The 19422-nt window shown below is 72.3% G+C and carries 13 protein-coding genes; 3 read left to right on the plus strand and 10 right to left on the minus strand.

Annotation, left to right across the window (positions count from 1 at the left end):
• Nucleotides 1–216: 216 nt before the first annotated feature.
• Nucleotides 217–429, plus strand: a complete 213-nt coding sequence (locus AB8O64_RS35005; RefSeq protein WP_356452644.1) for a hypothetical protein — start codon at nt 217–219, stop codon at nt 427–429.
• Here the strand turns inward: AB8O64_RS35005 and AB8O64_RS35010 are convergent.
• Both AB8O64_RS35010 and AB8O64_RS35015 read right to left on the minus strand, forming a co-directional pair.
• Nucleotides 410–1678, minus strand: a complete 1269-nt coding sequence (locus AB8O64_RS35010) for a DUF1266 domain-containing protein (RefSeq protein WP_370423691.1) — start codon at nt 1676–1678, stop codon at nt 410–412. The genes AB8O64_RS35005 and AB8O64_RS35010 overlap by 20 nt on opposite strands.
• Before the next feature lie 89 nt (nt 1679–1767).
• Entirely contained in the window at nt 1768–2613 is an 846-nt protein-coding gene (locus AB8O64_RS35015) for a hypothetical protein (protein ID WP_370423692.1), read from the minus strand.
• Nucleotides 2614–3052: 439 nt separating this feature from the next.
• On the opposite strand from AB8O64_RS35015, the gene AB8O64_RS35020 reads away from it, so the two are divergent.
• Nucleotides 3053–3403: a PRC-barrel domain-containing protein gene (locus AB8O64_RS35020; protein ID WP_370423693.1), complete on the plus strand. Its 351-nt coding sequence runs from the start codon at nt 3053–3055 to the stop codon at nt 3401–3403.
• Nucleotides 3404–3512: 109 nt separating this feature from the next.
• Here AB8O64_RS35020 and AB8O64_RS35025 read toward each other — a convergent pair whose 3' ends face one another.
• From AB8O64_RS35025 to AB8O64_RS35045, 5 genes are all read right to left on the minus strand, one after another.
• Nucleotides 3513–3740: a DUF5133 domain-containing protein gene (locus tag AB8O64_RS35025; protein WP_370423694.1), complete on the minus strand. Its 228-nt coding sequence runs from the start codon at nt 3738–3740 to the stop codon at nt 3513–3515.
• 87 nt (nt 3741–3827) lie between these two features.
• Complete coding sequence (locus AB8O64_RS35030) at nt 3828–4544, minus strand: HAD family hydrolase (protein ID WP_370423695.1); 717 nt, start codon at nt 4542–4544, stop codon at nt 3828–3830.
• 3 nt (nt 4545–4547) lie between these two features.
• Entirely contained in the window at nt 4548–6131 is a 1584-nt protein-coding gene (locus AB8O64_RS35035; RefSeq protein WP_370423696.1) for an FAD-dependent oxidoreductase, read from the minus strand.
• 88 nt (nt 6132–6219) lie between these two features.
• The gene (locus AB8O64_RS35040) at nt 6220–7239 is read right to left on the minus strand and encodes an SDR family NAD(P)-dependent oxidoreductase (protein ID WP_370423697.1); all 1020 of its coding nucleotides are present in this window, start codon (nt 7237–7239) and stop codon (nt 6220–6222) included.
• A gap of 60 nt (nt 7240–7299) precedes the next feature.
• Entirely contained in the window at nt 7300–8490 is a 1191-nt protein-coding gene (locus AB8O64_RS35045; protein WP_370423698.1) for a zinc-dependent alcohol dehydrogenase, read from the minus strand.
• A gap of 325 nt (nt 8491–8815) precedes the next feature.
• On the opposite strand from AB8O64_RS35045, the gene AB8O64_RS35050 reads away from it, so the two are divergent.
• The gene (locus AB8O64_RS35050) at nt 8816–9262 is read left to right on the plus strand and encodes a nitroreductase family deazaflavin-dependent oxidoreductase (protein ID WP_370423699.1); all 447 of its coding nucleotides are present in this window, start codon (nt 8816–8818) and stop codon (nt 9260–9262) included.
• Between the two features lie 30 nt (nt 9263–9292).
• Here the strand turns inward: AB8O64_RS35050 and AB8O64_RS35055 are convergent, their stop codons facing one another.
• The 3 genes from AB8O64_RS35055 to AB8O64_RS35065 are packed head-to-tail and all read right to left on the minus strand — an operon-like array spanning nt 9293 to nt 19337.
• On the minus strand, nt 9293–10897 hold the full coding sequence (locus AB8O64_RS35055; RefSeq protein WP_370423700.1) for a PfaD family polyunsaturated fatty acid/polyketide biosynthesis protein: 1605 nt from the start codon (nt 10895–10897) through the stop codon (nt 9293–9295).
• A complete protein-coding gene (locus tag AB8O64_RS35060; RefSeq protein ID WP_370423701.1) occupies nt 10894–13212 on the minus strand; it encodes a 3-hydroxyacyl-ACP dehydratase in 2319 nt (772 codons plus the stop codon). Before AB8O64_RS35060 ends, AB8O64_RS35055 begins: the two co-directional genes overlap by 4 nt.
• Complete coding sequence (locus AB8O64_RS35065; protein WP_370423702.1) at nt 13212–19337, minus strand: SDR family NAD(P)-dependent oxidoreductase; 6126 nt, start codon at nt 19335–19337, stop codon at nt 13212–13214. Before AB8O64_RS35065 ends, AB8O64_RS35060 begins: the two co-directional genes overlap by 1 nt.
• Between the last annotated feature and the right edge of the window lie 85 nt (nt 19338–19422).

The following is a 19422-nucleotide window of genomic DNA, read 5'->3' on the forward strand; positions in this document are numbered from 1 at the left end:
CGATGACCCGGCATCGCTGATCCGCGCGGTCGGGGAACTCCACGGTGGAAAGACAACTGGAGACGCGCCGTCTGACCACGAGGCTCCGCCGCCCCGCGGACCGCCGGTCAGGTGACCCTGGCGCGAAAGAGGTGCCATCCCCGCGGCTCGCTGGAAGAAAGCCAGGGGATGACCATCACGCCCGGCACACGGCCGCGCGGACACCAGGGACGGACCATGCAGACCGACACCGTGAAACGGTTCCTCAACGCCCTCAGCCCGGCAAGCCGGGAGGACGTCCAGAACATGCCAGCCGAAAAGCAGGAACAGATGGCCGCGGCATGGGAGAAGTACCTCAGCGACGACACCTCGCTGCTGACACTGAGCGAACTCGACCCGCCCAGCGCCGAACACCGGGCCGCCGAGCACGTCATCCAGGATCTCCACTGACACACCTGAACGGCACCGTCCGCCACGGGCTGTCCGGGTCGGTGGTCAGCGCGCGGTGCGCGTCCAGGACCGTCGTATACCAGCGGCCGAACTCCTCCGCGTCGAAGTGCAGACACCGCCCCAGCACGTACCCGGCGGAGAACTCCTCCCACGAGTCGTACGCGGCCTGCGCCGCCCCGGCCGCACGCTCGACCGCCGCATACATCTCGGACTCCGTGGCATACCGGGCGCCCCGCCCCCAGCGGGCCATCTTGGAGCCACGACCGATGTCCCACGCCGCGATCGTGCGCACGTAGCCGCCGGGCGGCAGAAGACCGTCGGCGCGGAAACGGGCCTCGTACCGCAGCACCTTGCCCACCAGAGCGCGCAGATGCGCCACGAAATCACCGAACTCGGGGTCGTCGTCGACCGTGCCGTCCTCCTGCGCGCGGGCGCGCAGCGTGGACTCCACGCAGTCGCGCCACTGCGCGGGATCGACCCGGCGGGCTCCCGCACGCAGCAACGCCGTCCGCGCACCCAGCACGAAGTCCCAGTACCAGGGGCTCACCTCCTGGTCGAGGAGCCGTTCCTGGATCCCGAGCCAGTCCGCACGGCCGTGCACCCCCCAGTCGTCGGCGATCCGCTCGGTCTCGCCCCGATAGCCCATGCCGTGCCAGTGCGGTGTGTTCCACGCGTCGCCGTTACGGAAGCACAGGTGTGCCCCGCAGGCCAGGCCGTGCAGCAGCGGTCCGGGGGAGGGGGCGCCGGTGCGCCGCGTCACCACACGGTCCATCAGCGCGTCCGGGGAGAACAGCTCGTGGTGCAGGTCCAGCCACGTCTCCCGTTCCTCGTCGTCGGTCAGGAAGTACTGCTCGCAGGGCGTGGCCGCGTTGACCGCGAGGACATCCACCTCCTCGGGAACGATCCGCGCGAGCGCGCCGAGGGTCGCGTACTCGTACACGAGGTACGGATGCGGTCTCGGGAGCAGGCCGGGGGTGTAGACCTGCGCGACGGTGCGTCCGTCGGGCGTCTGGGTGGTCAGCATGGGGTACGTTCCCTCGCCGGCCGCCCGCGCCTGGTCGAGGCGCACCGGGTAGTACACGCCCTCGATCGCGAGGGTGCGCAGATACGCGTACGCGTTGTCCGCCCGGCTCAGTTTGTACAGATACTGCTCCAGGTCGGTGGGCGCCTGCCAGCGGCTCCCGTCCTGCGGCGCCGGGACCAGCGGGAAGAACTCGTCGTGGACCTCGTCCTCGGCTGCCGCGTGCATGGGGTTCCTTCCGTTCCGGGTCCCGGGATCGCGTACGTACGTCACGGCCTTCCGCGTCCGGGGGCGGGGCGGCCGGGCGGGGCGCCTTCTCAGCCCGTGCGACGGTCCGGCACCTGCGGTGCGGATTCCAGGGCGGGGGCGTCCGTACCCTGTTCGGCACGGAGCTGGGCGGCCACCGCGTCCGTGCGGTCCCTCAGCGCGCGCACCCGCTCGGCGGTACGCGTGCCCTCCGGGGGAGCCGCTGCGGGAAGGACGGGGACGCCATGGGCCTGCGCGGTGAGTACGAGGCTGTGCATGACCTCCGCCTGCTGGGCCAGCAGGGCGGTGGTGAACATGTTGGCCCGCAGTGTCTTCTGCTTGCCGAACGCGCCCCGGTAGGTGATCTCACAGGCGACGGCGACCGTCTCCAGCCGTTGCTCGGCCGCCTGCTCCAGCGCGGCGAGCATGACGGACGCGAGGCCCTCGACGACCTTGGTGACAACCCACTTCCGCCCCGGAAGCGGCGGCAGCACATCCCGGATCCGGTCGATCTCGGCGTCGAGCGCCTCCGTGGTCATGGCGCTGAACGCGTCGTGCAGCTGAAGGTTGACCACCTTCGACCACGGGATGTCCTCGCCGTCGAAGCCGACCGACTCGGGGCCGAAGCGCAGCGCGCCGATGCCGTCCAGCGGGCGCAGCGCCTTCGCGGTGATGGCCGGGACCCGGGGATGACGGCAGATGAGGGCACCGAGCGAGAACTCCCACTGCTCCTGCGTGGGCGCGGCGGGTGCGGGCAGGGAGCGCAGGATCGAGAGCACCCAGTCGCCGGAGGCGTTGGTACCGGCACGTCCGGCGTCGGCGCCGCGTTGCACGGCCTGCGCGATGTCTCTGCCGAAGGAGGTGGCCGCGGTGCCCACCGAATCGCCCAGACTGCGTGCCCGGTCGAATATGCCCATGCCCTGACCCTGCCTCACCTGCGATGTTCTTGTGGCGGCGACACTCTACCCAGAGTTCGGGAGCCGGTGATCAACCGCAGCGCGTCGGCACGCGAGACGTCTGGCAGGGCAGCGGGCCGCCTCCTTCCTCGGGGATGCCGAGCTCGGACAGGAGCGTGCGCGGCGCGCAGGAAGTCGGCCGACGGAGCGCTCAGGGTATTCACCCTGACGGGTGAATACCCCCGCTGTATTCCTTCGGGGAACGTCGCTGTATTGCTCAGGGGCCATTTCCGTCTCTCCCGTGACGGCACTCCACCCCTCCGGGCACGAATTTCGGAAACAAGTCACGGCGGGTGTGTAGAAAGAAGAAGCAAGGGCACGCGATGGACCGAGGGACGGTCGCTCGCTTTCGGAGCACCGCTTTCCTCACGGCTGCATATCGTCGATGAAGGAGCCTTTCATGACCGAGAACATCTGGGGTTACCACCCGACGGCCGGCCACACCGCGGGCACCAGCCTGGTCGGCTACAAGGTCGAGGCGACCGACGGGAGTATCGGCAAGGTCGACAAGCACAGCGACGACGTGGGTTCCGCGTACCTGGTCGTGGACACCGGGGTGTGGATCTTCGGAAAGCACGTCCTGCTGCCCGCCGGCACCATCATCCGGATCGACGCGGGCGAGCAGAAGATCTACGTCGGCCGGACCAAGGCCGAGATCAAGGACGCACCCGAGTTCGACAAGGAAAAGCACCTCGGAGACCCGGGCTACCACGATCAGGTCGGCGGCTATTACGGCGGCCACCGCGCCTGACACCGCGGACGCGACCACCACGGACGCGACCTGAATGACCGCACACGGGTGGGGCCCGCCGGAAAGCCGGCGGGCCCCACTTGGTGCCTTGATGCGCGCGCTGGAAAACTCACGAACTGAGGACGGAATCGTCCAAGGGCCGTCCCCCGGGGAGCCGGTGGCGCGCCACGATCAGCGCGGTGTCCACATCACGGGTCCCGGTGGACACGCACAGCGTGTAGGCGACGTCGTCCATCCGCCTGCGCACCTCTTCCCCGCCCTGCCGGGCACCGAGGGCCTGGAGGGTCTCGTACTCCGCGATCAGGTCGGCCAGCACTGCGGGGTGGGCCATCAGCATGTTCGGGCTCCTCTCGACTGCCGTCCCCCGGTCCGGCGACCGTCTACCCGGGATGCCGCTCTTCATCCATGAGCCGGTGGTGGAGGTTCAGGTAATCCGGCCGAACGGGCTGTCGTCGAGCTCCGCGAGCAGAGCGGCGGGGTCACGGTAGACGGCCAGCGCGCCCGCTTCTCGCAGCTCCGCCTCGCCGATGCCCCCCGACAGCAGCGCGACACAGCCGACTCCCGCCCGCTGCGCCGCCTTGACGTCCCACACCGTGTCCCCCACGAACAGCGCCCGCTCGGGAGCCGCATCCGCCTGGTCGAGGGCCTGGCAGACCGGATCGGGGGCGGGTTTGGTGGATTGCACGTCATCCGCGCTGGTGGCATCGAAAATGGCGTCGTCGGCGTCGACGGCCCGGCGCAGCGCGGTGAGTTCCGTGCCCTGCGCGGAGGTGGCCAGGACGACGCGCCAGTTCCGGCCGGCAAGGGTGCGCAACAACTCGGCCGCCCCGGGCAGCGGCGACAGCCGGTCGAACCAGGTCGCGTACAGGACCTTGTGCGCCGTGCTGAGGGCCTCGTCCTCGTCGTGGTCGCGGGCGTCGCCGAGCAGCTGGTCCAGGAGCCGGCCCGATCCCATGCCGATGGTGTGATGGATGTCGGACATGGCGACGTGGTGCCCGGCCTGCCGGAACGCCTCCCACCAGCTGACGGCGTGCAGGTAATTGGTGTCCACGAGCGTGCCGTCGACGTCGAAGACGGCCGCGCGGGGGCGCGCGTCGCCGGAATTCCCCTCGGTGGTCGCGGTTGCTGTCCCCGGGCGCACGGCTCAGCCCTCTTCCGCGTCGTGGGCGATGTCGTCGTCGATGGCGTACTCCTCCAACGGGCTGGTGGCCGGCCCTTGGAGGAGGGAGCCGTCGGTGTCGAAACGGGAGCCGTGGCAGGGGCACTCCCACGTCCGTTCGGCGGCGTTGAACGCGACCAGGCAGCCCAGGTGGGTGCAGCGGGCGGAGAGGGCGCGCAGGGTGCCGTCGTCCTGCCGGTGGACCGCGCACCGGCGGCCCTTCACCCGCACGAGCGCTCCGGTGCCGGGGGCGATGTCCGCGACGGAGTCCACATGGGAGGGCCTGAGCCGGTCGCCCAGGAAGTGCCGGCCGACCTCCGCCTGGTGTTTGAGGAAGGCGGGCGCCTCGCGCACCGCGCTCCACAGCCGCCGGGGGTCGTACAGGCCGGCCCAGGACGGGGAAGGGGTGCGGTCGGTGATGAGATCCGCCAGCAGCCGGCCCGCCATGACACCGCCGCTCATCCCCCACCCGCCGAAGCCGGTGGCGACGTACGTGTGCCGGGCGCCCGGGTGGAAGGGGCCCACGAGGGGGACCGTGTCGGTGGAGTCGTTGTCCTGGGCGGCCCAGTGCCGGACGATCTCGGCTTCCGGGAAGTGCTTCCGGGTCCAGTCGGCCAGCCTCGCGAACCGCTCGGCGACTTCCCCCGTGCCGGGGGTGAAGCTTTCGCCGGTGACGAGCAGCAGACGTTGCCCTTCGGCACAGGGCGCGGTCCGCACCGACCTCTTGTTCTCCTCCTCCGTGATGTACATGCCGCCGGGGTCGAGGGCGGCGGGGAGGGTGGCCGCGACGACGAGTTCACGCCGGGGCGAGAGCCGGGTGAACAGCAGGGCGCGGTCGAAGACCGGATAGTGCGTGGCCACGACGACGTCGCGCGCGGTGACGACGGCTCCCCCCTCGGACGTGACGCGGCACGGTGTGCCCTCGGTCAGACCGGTGATACGTGTGCGTTCGTGGATCCGTCCGCCCCGGGCGGTGATGTCCTCGGCGAGGGCGAGCAGGTACTTGCGCGGATGGAACTGCGCCTGGTTCTCCACCCGGACCGCGCCGGCGACGGGGAAGGGCAGCCCGGTCTCCTCGACGTAGGCCGCGGCGAGCCCCGCCTCACGGGCCGCCTCGGCCTCGTCCCTGACGGCCTCACGCGACTGAGGGTCGGTGACGTAGGCGCAGGAGGGGAGGCGCTCCAGCTCGCAGTCCACCCCGAGGGCGGCTGTGATCTCCGCGACCCGTTCGACGGCTTCCTGCTGGGAGCGCGCGTACAGCCGGGCGTCCTCGCTCCCTCGGGTGCGGCGCAGTTTCCCGTAGACGAGGGTGTGCAGGGCCGTCACCTTGGCGGTGGTGTGGCCGCTGACGCCCGCGGCGATGCGGTCGGCCTCCAGGACGGCCACCGAGCGGCCGGCCTCCGTCAGTTCCCAAGCGACGCTCAGCCCCGCGATGCCGCCGCCGATGACGGCGACGTCGACCTCGAGGTCGGAGGTCAGGGGAGGGTGGGCGGTGCCGGGGGCCGTGGCCATCCAGTGGGATTCGGCGAGGCCGGGGAGCGCGTGGGCGGGGTCGGTGGCGGGTGACATGACAGACCGGGTTCCCCCGTCGCCCCGGCCGAACCGCCGTCCGCCGGTATTCGCCCGGACGGCCGGTCCGTGCCGGTCCCGGCCGGTCTCAGCCGACCGGGGGCCCGGCGGCCGACGGACGGTCGTGGCCGCGTTGGTTGAACCGGTCGGCGGCCTTGTCGTTGAGGGCGCTCAGCGTGCGGCGCAGCCGGGAGCCCGGCCCGTCGGGCGGGGTGTCCAGGGCGTGGCCCGGGGCGGTCCCGCTCCGCTCGCCGTCGGGCCGCGGCAGGGCCCGGGCGACGACCGACATGAGACGGGTGACGGTCGCCGGGGCGAGGCCGTGGGCGGTCGCGGCGAGACGGGCCGCGGGTGTCAGGACGATGCGCGACCGACGGCGCTCGATGCCCGAGACGATGCGTTCGGCGGCCCGCTCGGCGTCCATGGAGACGAGGGGCGCGCCCGCGACCACGGAGAACCAGGCGAATTCCCGGTCGGCGGCCCCGCCGAAGCGGGCGTGCAGATGGGAGCCGGTGCGCATCAGACCGGGGTGGACGGCGGTCACCGTGACCCCGCGCGCCGTCTCCTCCGCGCGCAGTCCCTCCGCCAGCGCCGCGACGGCCGACTTGGCGCACGAGTACGGCAGGAGATGCGGCACGGCGACCAGACCGCCGACGGACCCGATGAGCGCCAGCCGCCCGCCGGCCCGGCTGCGCCGCAGATGCGGCAGGGCTTCGGCCGCGGTGTTGAGCGCTCCCTCGAAGATCGTGGACATGGCGTCCCGGAAGCCTTGCGTACCCACGGACTCCCAGGGCGCCACCTGAATGACGCCCGCGTTGGCGATGACGACGTCGACGCTCCCGTGCCGGGCGGCGACCTCGGCGACGAGGTCCCGTACGGCGGCCTGGTCGCGTACGTCGCAGACCGCGCCCCGCACGTGGTCCGCCGCGCCGGTCCCGCCCAGGATCGACTCGGCGTCGGCCAGTTCCGCCGCGTCCCGGGCGGCGATGGTCACGGTGGCCCCGCGGGCCATCAGCTGACGTGCCATGAGCAGGCCCAGACCGCGGGAGCCGCCGGTGACCACGGCGGAGAGCCCGTCGAAGGGACGAGGGTGCGGGGCGGGGCGTTGCATGGCGGCTCCTTCACCCGTGCGGCGGACGTCCGCGCGCGGGACTCATGGCGGCGTGGGCGGTCACGGGTGCAGCAGTACCTTCAGCACCCCGTCGGCCTTCTTCTGGAACAGCTCGTAGGCCTGGGGCGCCTGGTCGAGACGGAGGTGGTGGGTGGCGAAGGTGTCGACGCCGAGGACGTCCTCGTCCGTGAGCAGCGGGAGGATCTCGTCCGACCAGCGGCGGACGTTGGCCTGGCCCATCCGGATCTGGATCTGCTTGTCGAAGAGCGTGAGCATGGGCATGGGGTCGGTCATGCCGCCGTACACACCACTGATGGAGACGGTGCCGCCGCGGCGCACCAGGGCGATGGCCAGGTGCAGGGCACTCATACGGTCCACACCGGCTTTGTGCATGAGCTTCTCCGCCCAGCGCGGCGGCATCAGACCGGCGGCCTGCTGGGCGAGCCGGCCGGCGGGGCTGCCGTGGGCCTCGGTGCCCACCGCGTCGATGACGGCATCGGGCCCCCGGCCGCCGGTGACATCGCGCACGGCGGTCAAGAGGTCACTCTCGTGGTCGAAGCCCTCCAGGTCGAAGACGTCGAAGCCGTCGCGCCGGGCCCGCTCCAGCCGGTCGGGCACGTGGTCGATGCCGATCACCTGAGCGGCGCCCAGGTGGCGGGCGACCCGGCAGGCCATCGTCCCGATGGGGCCCAGCCCGAGGACCACGACACTGCTGCCCGCCCCGACACCGGCGTACCGCACGGCCTGCCAGGCCGTGGGCAGGACATCGGAGAGGTAGACGAACCGGTCGTCGCTCGGCCCGTGCGGCACTTTGATCGGGCCGAACTGTGCCTGCGGCACCCGCAGGTATTCGGCCTGCGCCCCGGGTACGGCACCGTAGAGCTTGGTGTAGCCGAACAGTTGTGCGCCCATGCCGTGTTCGCGGACCTGGGTGGTCTCGCACTGGGTGGGCAGACCGTCCCCGCACATCACACAACTGCCGCAGGCGATCTGGAAGGGGACCACGACGCGGTCGCCCGGCGAGAGCCCGGGCACCTCGGATCCGGTCTCCTCCACGATGCCCATCGGCTCGTGGCCCAGGATGTCGCCGGGCGTCATGAACGGGGTGAGCACCTCGTACAGATGCAGGTCCGAGCCGCACAGCCCGGTCGAGGTGATGCGGATGACGGCATCGGTCGGCTCCTGGATCACGGGGTCCGGGACCTGGTCGACCCGGACGTCGCGCTTGCCGTGCCAGACGGTGGCCCGCATGACGGATCACCTCCTTCGGGGACGGGGGAGGGAAGGCAGGGTCAGCGGCCGGGGGCTCCCTCGGCAGGTGAGTGGCGTCTCCTCCGTAACCGAGTGACCAACCGCGCGAAAATCAAACGTGGGCCGTTCGAGGAGCCGCCGCGTGGACCGGCCGGGGGACAGGGCGGGAGCAGCCGGCACCATGGCGCGACACGCCGGGTACGGAGCCGGGGATGATTGCGCCGCCTCCGGATGTTGAGCGAAGGTACGTGGCGGTCGTGCGTGACATGCCTGCACCGCGACCGCGCTCGATACGACGTGAGACTTCGTGGACGGGACAGACAGCATGCCTCTTGAAGGTGAGTACGAGCCGAGCCCGGAGCAGTGGGTGCGTGACCAGGTCGAGCTGTACGAGAGCTCGGGCGGTACGCGAGGGACGACGCTACGGGGCATGCCCGTCATCGTCCTGACCACCCGGGGCGCGAAGAGCGGCAAGATCCGCAAGAGCCCGCTGATGCGGGTGGAACACGAGGGCGCCTACGCGGTGGTCGCCTCCCAGGGCGGCGCGCCCAAGCACCCGGTCTGGTACCACAACCTGGTGGCGGACCCCCGCGTGGAACTCCAGGACGGACCCGTGCGCCAGGACATGACGGCCCGCGAGGTCACCGGCGAGGAGAAGGCTCTGTGGTGGGGGCGCGCCGTCGCCGCGTACCCCGACTACGACGACTACCAGAAGAAGACGGACCGTGAGATCCCCGTCTTCGTCCTGGAGGCGGCCCCCGCCGGACACTGACCGAAAACCGCTGCCCCCGCGCCGTTGGAGCTACTGGACGCCGGAGAGCGACGGTCGCTCCGGCCGCCCGTGCGCGCCCACGGCGTGGGGCGCCCCGGTCGGCGGACGGTAGGTGGCGCACGAGGGCGGCAGAGTCACTCCGGCGAAACGGAGTTGCGCCAGGCGGCTGTGGTAGGCGGCGCCTCGCAGCAGGCTCCGGGCGATGTCCGCCACCCGGCGGTTGCCCGGCGCGGCCCACGGGGTGCCGTCGACCCAGGCGTTGAACGCGCCCATGGCCGGGCCGCACCAGATCTGGAAGTCGCCGGCGCGGTCCGCTTCCCCGTGGGACGCCCAGCGGGAGGACAGGCCCAGGTACCAGCGGAAGACCAGAGCCATGCGGAGCTTGGGAGTGCGCTCGGCGCGCTCGGCCTGACCGGGCCGGTGCGCGCGGAGATAGGCGGCCACCTCGGGCCACACCTCGTCGAGGGGGCGGTGGAAGATCTGTTCCTCCAGCCGGCCGCGGTCCTGCGGGGACAGGTCGTGGAGACCCTCGTGCTCGCGGTACAGCCGGTACAGCCATGCCGCCCGGCCAGGGAAGAGCGTGCCCCGCTTGAGGACCTGCACGTCGATGCCCATCTCGAACATGTCGGCCGCCGGGGCCATGGCGCAGTCACCGATCTCCGCTTCCGCGAGGAGGGCCTTGGCCGCGGCCGAGGTCCCGGCCTCGACGCAGGCCTGGTTGACCGATCCCGTGACGATGTAGGCCGCCCCCAGGGCGAAGGCGGCGAACGCGGCCTGCGGAGTGCCGATGCCGCCGGCGGCGCCGATCCGCACCGTGCCGCCGGGACGCCCCGCGAGCGCTTCGCGGTCACGCAGAGCGGTGATCAGAGGAAGTTGGGTCACCAGGGGGCGACGGTCGGTGTGTCCGGCGGAGTCGGCTTCCACGGTGATGTCATCGGCCAGCGGGACCCTCGCGGCCAGCTCCGCCTGGCCGGCGGTGACGCGCCCCTCGCGGACCAGCCCGGCGAGGAGTTCGGCGGGCGCCGGACGCAGGAAGAACTCCGCGGTCCCGGCCTGGGAGACCTTGGCGACGACCCGGTTGTCGGCGCGTACCGCCGAGCCGGGCCCTCCCCGCAGCCCGGCTGCCCGGTACCGGACGAGGTCGGGGGTGGGCTGGAGGAAGGCGGATGCCTCGACACAGCGCACCCGGTGGCGCAGATAGAGGTCGACGGCCTGCCGTTCGGCCTCGGGGGTCGCCGGACTGTGGATGAGATTGCAGGCCCACGGCAGGCCGGGCGCGTCCCGGTGGAGGCGGAGCACGGCCCGCTCGATGCGGTCGGCGGACAGGCCCGCGGCGCCGAAGGACGCCAGGTGGCCGGTGCGCGCCAGGGCGATGACCAGTTCCTCCGAGGAGATGCCGCCCGCCATGGATCCCGCCATGTAGGGCTGCTCGGCCCCGTGGTCGCGGAGGAAGGCCGCCGACCCCAGTTGGCGGGTGGACACCGGTGGTGCGGCGGCGAGGATCTGTACCCCGCTGCCCGGCCGCGGGGGATGGGACGTGGTGCCGATGCGTCCGTCGGCCCTGACCACGTAGCACGGCCGGTCCAGATCCTCGAGGACCTCGCGGACCCGCGCGGGGCCGAAGCGCACGCTCATGCCGTCACTCCCGTCCGGTGGTCGGTGTCGTCCTGGAGCGCGATGTTCTCCACGGCGTAGACGCGCAGGCCGTCCCGCCAGACGTTGCCGTCGGCCCGGACCACGAGCCGGCCCGCTTCCCGGCGGATGTCGCGGAGGTGCACCTCGGCCTGCACCTCCCGGTGCTGCGGCAGGATCTGTCCCCGGTAGGTCCACCGCAGTTCCGCGCCGGGGCGTGGGGTGAGGGTGTGGAGCCGGCCCTCGGTGATGACGCCGGTGTGGAAGAGGAATGCCTTGACCATCTGGAAGAGCATCTCGACACCACAGGAGCCGGGCATGACGGGATCGTGAAGGAAGTGGTGGGCGAAGTACCAGTCGTCCGCGTGGACGGGCTTGGTGCACAGCAGGTAACCGGCTCTGTGCGTTCCCCCGTCCGCCACGAGCTCGGCTTCGGACCCGGCCAGGAAATCGAGCCGGCCACGGCCCGGCCGGGGACCACCATCGAGGTCGAGGGTCCGGACGGTGGGCGGCGGGGTCTCCCGGCGGTGCAGCCACGGGGGGACGAGGAGCCCCGCGTCCATGCCCTGCTGCTGCGCCAGGGTGGGTTCGGTGAAGAAGCCGTGGACGGTCTGTCCGCGGTAGAAGGTGTCGTCGGCCAGCGTGAGTTCGTACCCGTACCGCTGGAGGACCGCCCCCGGCAGCGGGATGTGGGCGAGCAGCGTGGTGTGCTGGCGGATCGTGCGTCCGCGCAGGTCCACGGGTCGCAGTAGGCACGCCTGCCCTTCGAGGTTGCGGGTCGTGAGATTTTCCCGTGGATACTCCAGTCCGGCACCCGTCGCGGCTCCGGCGAACGCCGCCGCCTGGGTCGACGTCTCCAGGTAGAGCAGATGGGGGGCCGTGCCCGCGTTCTCCTCGAGATACCACGCGTCGTCCGGCACGTCGTACTCCGTCGTGTACGTCACCCCGGTCGGGTACTCGCCCTGGCGGTAGGGGGCGGTCAGCATCCGGTCGACCATCAGCATGTCGCCCCGGGGCGGGCGGGGCCGGATCCGCTGGGACGAGATGTTTCCGGACGGCCCGTAGGTGACGCCGAGATCGCCTTCGGCGGCGTGCGCCAGGTGCAGTTCGTGGGTGTACGTCGGCTCGCCGCCCGTGGTGTGCCGGAGCGTGTGCGCGGCCTCGCGGGGACCGATGGACACCCCCGGTTCCTCCCGGAGCACCACTCCCACGCCGTGGAGGCGCGCCACGAGGTGCGGTCCGTCGAGGGCACCCACGTCCGCCACCACATGGGGCCGGGGGGCGAGGCCCACCGTGACGATGTCGGCCTCCAGGGTCAGCGGTCCGCCGAGCCGGGTGGTGTCCGGTACGTCGATGCAGGTCGCCTCGCCGTTCCACGGGTGGAATCGCGGTGCGGGCAGGCACAGGTGCAGCCCGAGACGCAGAGCGTGGAGCTGGAGGGCCTGCCAGGCCGCTTCGAGGAGAGACGCCCAACCGGCCCGGTCTCCCGGCCGGGCCGGCCGGGTCGTGGCGGTCAGATGCCCTTGCCGGTAGCGGCCGGCGCGGAGGCCGGAGAAGGTGACCTCGTCGAGGAACCGGAAGCCGTCCGCTCCGGCCGGGGCCGGGCGGTCGCCCGGCAGCCGGAAGGCAGGGCCGAACACCTCGTCGGCGCGTCCGGCGGCCAGCAGGGCCAGATCCGACGCATCGATCCGATGACGGGTGGTACGGGCCAGCGGCCGGAACCGGCGTGGATACTCCGGTAGCGCCCGATCCGGCCATGGCGATGCGTCTTCCGCCGCACACCCGGTGGTGCCTTCGGCTTCGGCGACCAGCCGGCCCTCATGATGAACCGCCCAGGTGTGGGCCCCCGGCTCGGGCCCGGACACGGTGGCCCGGGCCCGCAGTCCGGTGGTGTGCGGTGGCAGGTCGTGGTGCCAGGTCAACGTGGTGCGGATTGCGGCCGGCCCGTGGCCTGTGGCTTGTGCCAAGGCGGCCTCACCGGCTTCGAGGACGGCGAGCGGCCCCGGAAGACCGTTGTCCTCGGCCCGCGTGGGCAACGGCCGGCTGGTGCCTTCGAGGATCCACTCCCCGAGCGCCTGGTGCGCCTGGAGCGTCACCCGGTGGGCTGTGCGGGCCAGGTGGGCGATCTCGTCGGTCAGGTGCGTGGTGTCACCGGGGTGACAGGGTGTCGCCCGGGCCGGTGGAAGCAGGGGCGCGGGCGGGGTGGTGGGGACATCCTGCCCCGCTTCGGGCCACCACGGGGTGACGAAGTGCGGGCCGTCGAATCCGAGTTCGTCCATGGTCCCTGCCTGGTCGGGGAAGTCGGGTGGCTTCGGCATCACAGGCTCAGCGGTTCCGGAGCCGGCCATGCGGCCCTGCTCGCCAGTTCCGGCGCGACCACGATTCCCTTGAGGCCGTTCCATCGCTGCAGGACGTCCCCGTCGGGGGTGCAGGCGGTGACGGTGCAGGTGAGTTCCAGCGGGTTGTGTTCCCTCAGCACCGCGACGATGACGAAGGGCTCGTCGTCGGGCAGCGGGGCGAAGAGCTCCACGTGTTCCACGGCGACCGGCAGACAGCGGTGCCCGCACACCCGCCGCCCGAGGAGCGCCGCGGCCTGGAGCAGCAGATCCGCCAGGGCGGGGCTGTACAGCGCGCCGGAGTACGCTCCGCGGGCCAGCTCCGGGTCCCGGAGCCGGGCGAGGACCGTCAGTTCCGTGTCGTCCTCGGCCAGGACCGGGCCGAGGCCCTGCAACAGGGGGCCGTGGAAGAGGAAGCCCTCGTCATAGGCGGGGTGACGGCGGTCCTCCCCGGCCCGGTACGAGGGCAGTTGGAGCCGCCCCGGCGCGGGGAGCGCACCGGCCGACGCATGGAACACGCCTTCGTAGCGCGGCAGCGGCGCTGTCCCGTCGTCGTCATGGATCGTCACACGGACGCCGGTGCCACCCTGGTCACCCAGCGGGCGCATCGCGATCCGTGCGCGGGGAGGCCGGGTGTCGTCGAGGACGAGGCCCTTGCGGACGGAGAAGTCGCGCACCTCCGTCACCGGCCGCCCCGGGCGGGCGCGTTCCACCGCGTTGAGCCCCCAGCCGACGGCGGCGGTCATCGGCAGCACGGGACGCCCGTCGATGCTGTGGTCGTGCAGTACGGGCTCGGCGGCCAAGCCGTCGAGGTCACGCAGCAGGTCCGCGCCCCGCGGGGGAAGCGGGGGCGCCTGGAAGGCCGATCGGGTGGGGCCCAGGACGGTCACCAGGTCGTCGCTGTGCCCGGCGGTCATCTGCTCGACGAAGTACGCGCGGCCCTCCTCCCGGCTCAGCAACGGCAGCCCCATCTGGAGGAACAGCTCCTGGGCCTGCTCCGAGGCCATGCCCCCGCGCCAGGGGCCCCAGGCGAGCGCCGCGACCCGGCAGTCCGGGTGCCCGGCCTTCCAGGCACAGGCGAACCGGTTGAGTGCCTCGTTGGCCATCGCGTAGTCCGTCTGGCGGCCGTTGCCGTAGACGCCGGACACGGAGGTGAAGACGACGAGGTGGCGCAGCCGGTCGGCCGGGAGGCAGTCCAGGACGTTGGTCAGCCCGGTGAGTTTGGTGCCCACGACCCGCGCGACGTCCTGTGCGCTCTTGTCCCGCAGAGGCTGGTCGGCCAGGACACCGGCACCGTGGATCACGCCGGTCACCCGCTCGGCGTAGGGCGACAGCGCCGCCCGGACCGCGGCGGCGTCCCCGACGTCCGCGGCGATGTAGACCGCTTCGGCGCCGTGGGAACGGAGTGCGGCGAGGGTGGTGTGCATGTCCCGCTGCTGGTCCAGGTGTCGGGCCTGCGCGTCCAGGGACTCGCGGACGCGCGGGTCGTCGGGGTCGTGGCCCTCGGCCCGGGCTCGCTCGGCGCAGGCGTCGCGCAGCGCCGGTTCACTGTCGAGCCCGGTCGCCCAGTCGGGGAGGTCTTCCAACGGCGTACGGCCCAGCAGGAGGAATCCGCACGGGTGGTGGGCCGCGAGAGCGGTGAGGCACCACGAGGTGATGCCGCGCGCTCCGCCGGTGACCAGCAGGAAGTCGTGGGGCTCGGGGGCGGTGGGGACGGGCGTGGCCGGCAGGAGGGGAGCGGGGGTACCGGACACGGTGAGGGCGTGTCGTGTGGTGCCGTCCCACGCGATCTCGCGCAGGGCGGCGGCGTCGCTGATCTCGCGGAGGAACCGGTCGGCCACCGCGGGGCCGGCGAGGCCGGGAGCGAAGTCCAGCGCGCGGCAGAACAGGTCCGGTTCCTCCACGGCGAGGGCTTTGACCAGGCCGCCCAGGCCGCCGGTCAGGGCCTGGGACAGATCACCGCCGGAGCCGGCCAGCCCCAGCGCCCCGTCCATCTGGGTGACGGTCACCACACCCGCCCGGTGCCCGGCGGCCGCGGTGTCCTTGAGGGCGGGGACGAGGTGCTTGGCGACGAGGACGGCGTGGCTCAGCCGGGTGATCGCCGTGGGGGTGTCCAAACGATCAGCGCGGCCGACGGGCAGCACGCACAGGTCCAGCCGCTCGACCGATGCCAGTGCGTTGCCGATCTGCTCGCTCAGCGTCTCCTCGTGCCAGCCGTCGAGGACCCACCGGTCCTCGCCGTCTGCCCCGACTCCGGGCAGGGCGAGCCGTCGGGTGTGCCAGCCCTGTCCCTCGAGGGCCTGCGCGAGCCCCGTGGCCAGTGCGCTGCCGTCGTCCAGCAACAGCGCCGTGGGGTGCGGCCCATAGGCATCGGCGAGGGCATCGGCCTCCGGCAACGGGTGCAGCGTCACGAACGCCCGCCCCAGTGGCACCTGTTGGACGGTGCTCCCGTGTGCGGCGCCCGGGGCGGCGATCTCCGTCAGCAGGAGGGTGAGTTCATGGACGGTACGGGCCTGAGCGAACCGGTAGATCTCCTCACGCGGCAGGAAGGGGTAGCGGCGCCATGCCTCGGCGGCGATCTCCACCTGCTTGAGGGAGTCGATACCGAGATCGGTCTGGATGTCCAGACCGGGCTCCACCATGTCGAAGGTGTACCCCGTCTTCTCCGCCACGAGCTGACGCAGGACCCGCTCGATGTCCGCCGGATCCACGGGGTGCGGAGCGGTGTCCGGCGCGACCGCCTCCTGGGGGGCGGTGTCCGGCGGGCCGTCCTGCGCCGTCCCGTGCGTGGCGGGGCCGGTGACGGCGGGGCGTGGCGCGGGCACGACCATGGCGTGCGGCGGGTGGGCACCTTCCGCGGGGTGGGATGCGCCGGGTGCGTCTTCGGCCGACGTGTGCGTGCTGTCCGGCCGTGGTCCGACGGAGGGCGCCCGCGCGCTGTCGGCGTCCCTCGGACCGGTCTCGGCAGTGGCCCCGTGTCGCAGGCGCGCGAATTCGAGCATGATCTCGTGGGTGCGGATGTGCGCCTGGCTCAGGGCGACACTGTGGTCCCTGACGGCCTCGACCCGGGAGAGCAGGGCGGGGTCCGCCTCGTCCTCGCTCCGGTGGTCCAGCAGGTCGGCCAGTCGGCGGGCGGTGTGCAGCTGACTCTCCATGTACTGCGCGTGGAGGTCTAGTTGCTCGGTCGCGGCGCGGGCCAGTGCGCTGTCCGTCCGGTCCGGGGACGTCCTCTCCGGGGCGGGCGCGGGTGCGGGAGCCGGGACCGCGGGTGTGCACCGGTAGCCATTGGCCAGTTCGGCCTCGTAGCGCGGTCGGCAGGCCTCCACCGCGAAGGCGTGACCTTCCAGCAGCCGTGCCACCGCGGACGGCTCGGGGCGCTGCGGCGGGGCGGGGGCGTCGTAGCGGTCGATGCCGGCGATCTCCACACCCAGCACCGCCAACCGCAGGGCGGCGTTCTTGAGAGCCGCCGCGCTGTCGGCGTCCGGCCCGAGGTCGGTGGGGACGGCCTCCACCTCGTCCTCGCCGAGAGTACGCAGCACCAGCCGGGACAGGACCTGCTTCGGCCCGAACTCCACGAAGACCCGGAAGCCGTCGGCGTACAGCTGCTGCACCCGTCCCGCGAAGTCCACCGGGTGCAGCAGCTGCTCGGCGAGGGTACGGCGGTTGGCCACCGGGTCGGTGCCGTAGGCCGCGCCGGGGGTGTTCGCGAGGACCGGCGTCGCGGGAGGGCACAGATCCACCTCGGCGACGGCCTCGGCGAAGTCCGCCGCGGCGTGCTGGACCAGCGGGGTGTGGAACGCCGCGGCGACAGGCAGCCGGTGCACCGCGAGCCGGGCCCCGGCGCACTCCGCGGCGAATCGGTCGACGGCCGCGGTCGGACCGCCGACGACCAGCTCGTCCGGCGCGTTGAGGTTGCACAAGGTCAGCTCGGGGTGCCCGGCGGCCATGCCCTCCCAGGTGTCCACGGACATACGGGCCGCGGCCATGGCGCCGGGGTCGTGGCCGTCGACGGCCGGTGGCTCCATCGCCTGCCCGCGCTTGCGCGTGAGCGTCAGACAGGCCTCGTCGGTGAGGCTTCCGGCGGCCCACAGCGCGGTCAGTTCGCCGCAACTGTGCCCCAGCAGGGCCTGCGGAGCGAACCCCAGCTCGGACAGGAAGCGGTACTGGCCCATCGCCAGTGCGCCGATCGCCGGCTGGGCGTAGCAGGTGCGCCGCAGTCTTCTCGCGTTCTCGGGTGCCTCGTGCCGATCCGGCACGGGATAGACCACCTGGGCGAGAGAGTCCTCCTCGCCCGACCACAGTGCGTTTGCCTCGTCGAAGGCGTCGCGCACCGGGGGAACGCACAGGAGGGCGTCGAGCCCCATGTTCACGTACTGGCTGCCCTGGCCGGCGAAGAGGGCTGCCACTTTCGTACCGGCCGGCAGAGCGGCCCGCCGGTAGTGGGCGCGGCCGGACAGGCTCCAGCTCTGCGCGTCGGGGTCGGCCCCGAGCCGGTCGACGGCCTCGGCCGTCAGCGCCGCGCGGGTGTCGTCGTCGGTGGCGACGATGCCCAGCCGGGCGTGGTGGGCGGGGACCGGCCCGGCCGGCTCCGGATCGGCCCCCTCCCGGAGCAGCTCCAGCAGGGCTTCCGGGTCCGGGGCGTGCCAGAGGCAGGTCTTCGGGGCGCCGTGCAGGGTTCGCGCGTGCACGTCGGAGGGCCGGTGCTCCTCCAGGACGGCATGGAAGTTCACTCCGCCGAAGCCGAAGGAGGACACCCCGCCGCGGCGGACGGGGCGCCGCGGGTCGCGCACCCACGGCCGGGCCCGGGTGTTGAGGTAGAGGACGCCGCTGCCGGCCACCTTCTCGTGGGGCTCGTCGACGTTGATGGTGGGCGGGAGCAGCTTGTGGTGCAGGGCCAGGGCGGTCTTGATGAGCCCTGCCGCGCCGGCGGCGGCCTTGGTGTGACCGATCTGGGACTTGACGCTGCCGATCGCCACCCGCCCGCCCCCGTCGCCGGAGTCCTCCAGGAGCGTGCTGAGGGCCGCCAGTTCGGTGGCGTCCCCCACCGTGGTCCCGGTGCCGTGGGCCTCGATGAGCTCGACGGACCCCACGGGCGTGTCGGCATCGGTGTAGGCGCGCCGCAACGCCTCCAACTGGCCCGCACCGCAGGGTGCGTAGATGCTCTGGGTCCGCCCGTCACTGGAGCCGCCCAGCCCGCGCAGCACGGCGTAGACGCGGTCGCCGTCGCGCTCGGCATCCGCCAGCCGCTTGAGCGCCAGCATGCCGATCCCCTCGCCGATCAGGGTGCCGTCCGCTGACCGGTCGAGCGGCCTGATGAGCCCGCTCGGCGACAGCGCCGGGGTCTTGCTGAAAAACATGAACGCCAGAAGGGAGTTGTCCGCGTCGCAACCGCCCGTGACCATGAGATCGGCGCGGTGCTCCACGAGCTCGCCGACGGCCATGCGCACCGCCGCCAGGGAACTCGCGCACGCCGCGTCCACGGTGCAATTGGCGGCCCCGAGATCGAACCGGTTGGCGATGCGCCCGGCGATGACATTGGCGAGGCTCCCGGGAAAGCTCTGTTCGGTCCACGGGGGCGAGGCCGCTTTGAACTTGCGGGCGATCTCGTCGGCGTCCCGTTCCGACAGCCCGCAGCTCAGGGCCGATTCCCTGACGATCGGGGCGTAGAGGCGGGCGGCCAGGGGCCCGACGGTGCTGCTCTGGCCGCACACCCCGAGAATGACGCCGGTACGGGCCGGGTCGTACCAATCGGCCCCCTCGCACCGGGCGTCCTTGAGGACCTCTCCCGCTACCCGCAGGCTCAGCAACTGGATCAGTCCGATGGAATCCAAGGTCGCGGGCGGCATGGAGAATTCGACCGGATCGAAGACCGTCGGCGGCAGGAAGCCGCCACGACGGGCGTAGGTCTTGTCCTCGGCGAACATATCGGGGTCGTAGTGGTCCGCGACCCGCCATGCCCCTCTCTCCGGTACCTCCGTGATGCAGTCCCGGCCGGACACCACGTTGGACCAGAACTCGCGCACGTCATGCGCCTGCGGAAACATTCCGGCGACGCCGACGATGGCGATCGGAGTTCTGGCCAGTCGGAATTCCACCGCATCCAGCATGGGAACCTCGTTATTATCGGACAAGAGGGGCGGGCATCGAAAGCGGGCACGGCACAGCCATGTACGCGGCACGTCCCGTGCGGTG

The organism is Streptomyces sp. QH1-20 (assembly GCF_041283565.1).
Classification (GTDB): domain Bacteria; phylum Actinomycetota; class Actinomycetes; order Streptomycetales; family Streptomycetaceae; genus Streptomyces; species Streptomyces syringius.

Coding starts and splice junctions, on each gene's coding strand:
- AB8O64_RS35010 (WP_370423691.1), bottom strand. CDS start 1,678: ATGCACGCGGCAGCCGAGGACGAGGTCCACGACGAGTTCTTCCCGCTG.
- AB8O64_RS35065 (WP_370423702.1), bottom strand. CDS start 19,337: ATGCTGGATGCGGTGGAATTCCGACTGGCCAGAACTCCGATCGCCATC.
- AB8O64_RS35015 (WP_370423692.1), bottom strand. CDS start 2,613: ATGGGCATATTCGACCGGGCACGCAGTCTGGGCGATTCGGTGGGCACC.
- AB8O64_RS35060 (WP_370423701.1), bottom strand. CDS start 13,212: ATGCCGAAGCCACCCGACTTCCCCGACCAGGCAGGGACCATGGACGAA.
- AB8O64_RS35005 (WP_356452644.1), top strand. CDS start 217: ATGCAGACCGACACCGTGAAACGGTTCCTCAACGCCCTCAGCCCGGCA.
- AB8O64_RS35055 (WP_370423700.1), bottom strand. CDS start 10,897: ATGAGCGTGCGCTTCGGCCCCGCGCGGGTCCGCGAGGTCCTCGAGGAT.
- AB8O64_RS35050 (WP_370423699.1), top strand. CDS start 8,816: ATGCCTCTTGAAGGTGAGTACGAGCCGAGCCCGGAGCAGTGGGTGCGT.
- AB8O64_RS35035 (WP_370423696.1), bottom strand. CDS start 6,131: ATGTCACCCGCCACCGACCCCGCCCACGCGCTCCCCGGCCTCGCCGAA.
- AB8O64_RS35020 (WP_370423693.1), top strand. CDS start 3,053: ATGACCGAGAACATCTGGGGTTACCACCCGACGGCCGGCCACACCGCG.
- AB8O64_RS35040 (WP_370423697.1), bottom strand. CDS start 7,239: ATGCAACGCCCCGCCCCGCACCCTCGTCCCTTCGACGGGCTCTCCGCC.
- AB8O64_RS35045 (WP_370423698.1), bottom strand. CDS start 8,490: ATGCGGGCCACCGTCTGGCACGGCAAGCGCGACGTCCGGGTCGACCAG.
- AB8O64_RS35025 (WP_370423694.1), bottom strand. CDS start 3,740: ATGCTGATGGCCCACCCCGCAGTGCTGGCCGACCTGATCGCGGAGTAC.